This window comes from uncultured Campylobacter sp. (assembly GCF_938045225.1).
GTDB lineage: Bacteria > Campylobacterota > Campylobacteria > Campylobacterales > Campylobacteraceae > Campylobacter_A.
Genome location: NZ_CALINL010000225.1, coordinates 1 through 4,083 on the forward strand (window position 1 = coordinate 1; position 4,083 = coordinate 4,083).

At 42.6% G+C, this 4,083-nt stretch carries 1 protein-coding gene; it reads left to right on the top strand.

Translation table 11 applies throughout. The features are described 5' to 3' along the window. Window positions 1-4,083, top strand: a 4,083-nt coding sequence (locus Q0200_RS08110; protein ID WP_297940043.1) for a DUF4214 domain-containing protein, incomplete at both ends; no start/stop codon positions are given.

Here is a 4,083-nt window from a genome sequence, read left to right on the forward strand (position 1 = left end):
TGGCAGTAACACAAGCACAAGTTGCACAGCTTTACGTAGCGTTATTTAATCGTGCCCCAGAAGGCGCGGGCTTTAACGCATGGGTAAACGCGGGAGCAAATACCACGATAGCACGGATGGCTAACGATATGCTATCTTCCCCTGCAGCCGTAGCTTATTTTAACGGCAGCATAGATCACGATAGAGATTTCGTAGAAATGCTTTATAAAAATATCTTGGGCAAAGACTATTCTCAAGATCCAGACGGTATTAATGCCTGGGTAAAACACCTTCAACTAGGCAACTCAAGAGGCGACACCGTAGCTAAGCTATTTGAAGTAGCTACTTCTGCGATAGCAAAGGCGGCAGATCCGGTAGCGGCGAAAGTATTTGAAAATAAAACAGCTATTTCTCAGTATATGGCTGAAAAGATAGCCGACATTCCAGCCGATCAAAGCGGAGCATACGACTACTCTTTATTCCAAGATATAATAGCGACTACAAACAATACCAACCTAGACGAACAAAAGGCAAAAATAGACGCTCTTATAGCTCCTACTATTCACAACCTTTCAGCAAGCGCTAACGACGTAAGCGGAACCGACAAATCAGACGTATTTAACGGAGCCGTATCTGCTACCGTCGGACAAACTACCTTTAAAGCTACCGATAAACTAGACGGTAAAGGCGGAAACGATACTTTAAATCTAGATCTATACACCAACTTCTACGGAATGACCATCGGAACCGGCGAGGTTAAAAATATAGAAAATCTAAATTTAACCAACAAAAGCAACGGCGATTTGAGATTTGACACTAAATATATCCATAACATGGAAAGCATTACTTTAAACGGCGAGAATAAGATAGACATTATCAACCCGGAGAATAAAGTAAAACTTCTTATTAACGATCTAAAACTAAGCGGAAATACTGACTCTGGAAGACTTAATCTAATATACAACACGGACGTATTAGCCGGAAGCAACGATAACCAGGAAATCGTAGTAAATAATGTAAACATGGATAAAGACGCTAGAATAAACATAACTACCGTTAACGGAGACCATATAGAAGCTCTAACCATTAACGCCGTAGGAGGAGCTAGCAAGCTAACTAAATTTACTTCAAACACGACTAGACAACCGGACCAAGTTGCAAGCATAAAGACTATGCACATAAAAGGAACGGCCGATCTAACGGTAAATACTACGGACGGACTATATAGCTTTGACGCTAGCGAATATAAAGGCAACAAACTAGTAGCGAACGTAATAGCTAATGGATATGTTCAAAGCATAAAAGGTAGCGAACAAGACGACGTATTTAACGTAACCGGAGCTAACGGAAGCATCATACCTATCAACGGCGGAGCAGGCAAAGATACCGTAAATTTCATAGACGCTATATATGGAAACCAACACGTAGAAATGACCGGCGTTGAAGTACTAAATATCAACACTAGCGCTTCCGTACTTGACTTTACTAGAGCGCAAGAGATAACCGAGCTAGGTATCAACGGAAGTTATGCTAATGTAAATATACTTAACTCTAAGATAGCGAAAGTAAACGCAAAAGCCACTAGCTCTACATACGTAACGATAAACAATAGTACCGACATAAAAGACTTCGTTATAGAAAAAGGCAACAGCGGTAGCATAACTGCAAACGGAACTGAAAGCCTAAACGTCAAAGTAGCCAACGACAGCGCTTTGCCTGCGTCTCAAGGTACTTCTAGCGTATATGTAAGTTCAAATACTATAAAAGAGCTAAATTTTACTCTAGAGAACACTACTACTACGGGCGGTGGTTTTTATAGCACCATAAACGATGCGGTCGCTCTTGAAACGCTAAACGTAGTAAACAAGACCGGCAACTATATTTCAGCTAGTATAAATGCGTCAAATGCTTCTGGAAGCCATAATACGAATGCCTACAACCTAAAAACCCTAAACGTAGAGACAAAGGGAAATTACACGTTAAGCAACAAACTAAGCGGCATCAGTAAAATCAACCTAAAAGGCACAGGCGACGATACTAGCGTAACTCTTGGCACATTAGGCGACAAGACATACCTTCCGGTCCCTCTTCAAGGCGTTCAGGATATTACTTTAAATGCTGAAGGATTGAAGGATTTAGTAGTAGCCCAAGGCGATTATATCTACACCACTAGAGACGTAAATTTGACATACACTACAGACAAGAAAGACGGCGGCGTGGTATATGGCAATATCGGTTTGAAAGATGGTCCGAACGCATATGCGGTTAACAACGTAAATATAAACGCTAATGGACAAAAAACATTAAATGTAGCCGCTATAAATGCTGCAGGCGATGTAAATTTGACTACGCACTTTACGCAAAAAGGCTCTACGGCAGATTACGGCAACAACACCTCAAGCTATGTTATCGGTAGAAACGTAACCCTAAATCACACTTCAAAAGCCGACTTAACCGACGGCGAAGTGAAAGTCAACGGCACTGTAAAAGCGACCGGCAATCTAGACGTAACGGCTAGCGGATACAAGGTTTTACAGCTAGGCTCCGGCAGTAGCGACATAGCAGTCGGCGGTTCTGCTAATATCAAAACCGTAGCTACCGTTGCGCAAAGCACTACAAATATCAAAGGTATAGTCGGAGCGACTAAAGGTTTGGCTGTAAGCGCAAGTGCCGCTTCCGGCGTAACAGACGCAGTTTTAACATACGGAGATCTGTCTGCAAGCGCTAAAGACGTAAGCGTAAACGTATCAAATCAAAAATCCGTAACGATAGGTGATGTAAGTGCTAGCGGAACTACGGCTGCTACTAGAGGCGACGTAAATATCACGACTACTACAAGCATACAAGACGCTTTGGTCAAAGTAGGCAACGTGAGTTCGTCCGCTAAAGACGTAACGCTCAAGTTTATCGGCCAAGAAAGATTAGAGGTTGGTGCCATATCTGCCGAAGATCCATCTACCGGCGTTAAAAATTTCGGTAAAGTAAATGTCGACGTTAGAACTAACGATAATGACGCTACAGCAACATTTGGGGCTATAAGCGGCACTAGCGTAAATTTGAACGTAAATAATCTAAAATCATTGACCGTAGGCGGCGTGATGGCAACGTATGGCGATGTGATGATAAGTACCGGAACAAATACCTACCTAGAGACCGCATCATTTACGAGCGTAAGCGGTAAAAACGTAACTATGGACGTGGCTAACGTTACAGCTCCTATAATCGGCACTACATACATACAAGTTCACAATAACTTAACGATCAAAGGTTATGCGGGAGATGCCGTAAGCGAGTACGGTATAAATATAAGCAACTGGGCAACCAATACGGATGACGTAAATTTCGTTGCAAATTTAACCAACGTCAAGGGAAGTATCACATCGGGCAATTACGGCGAGCAGGTCAAAACTTTAACTATAAAAGGCGGCGTAACAAATCCTTCTAGCTTGAAGAGCGCCGGTCAAAATTCTGACTTGTCGATAGATACAAACGGCTTAATGGGACTAAAAACCATCGATCTAAGCGGCTATACAAATGCTAGCGGTAAGACTGCGTTGAGTACGGGCTCTGATAATATCTCATTAACTACTATCAAGGGCGCTACTACAGCCACCGAAATAGAGGTAAATTCTGAAGGCTTAAAGAGCATAGAAACCGCTGCCGGAAACGACAAGGTAACTATTAACGTGGCTCAAACAAACGATATCAATATAAGCCTAGGCGCCGGCGACGACTATATAGAATTTGCTATCGGAGCGGAGCTAACTAGCGGTAAAAAATTCGTTATAAGCGGCGGAGCAGGTAAAGATACGTTTAATTTAGCTGAAGCAAAAACCGATGCTACCGCGAGCAAGTACGTAACTATCTCCGATATCGGTAGAGGCGATAAGATAGACCTAGGCACCGCTACTGCTTTTGCAAAATATACTGCAACTGATTTGGATAGCGAAGCTAGCTTATTGGCGGCTGCAAATAAGGTATTAACTAGCGCCGCTGCTAACGCTGCTAATAAAGTTTGGGCGTTCTCATACGGCAACGAAACTTATCTAGTGCGTGATAACGACGGTTTAAGCACTGGATTAAGCGCCGACGATAATCTAGTTA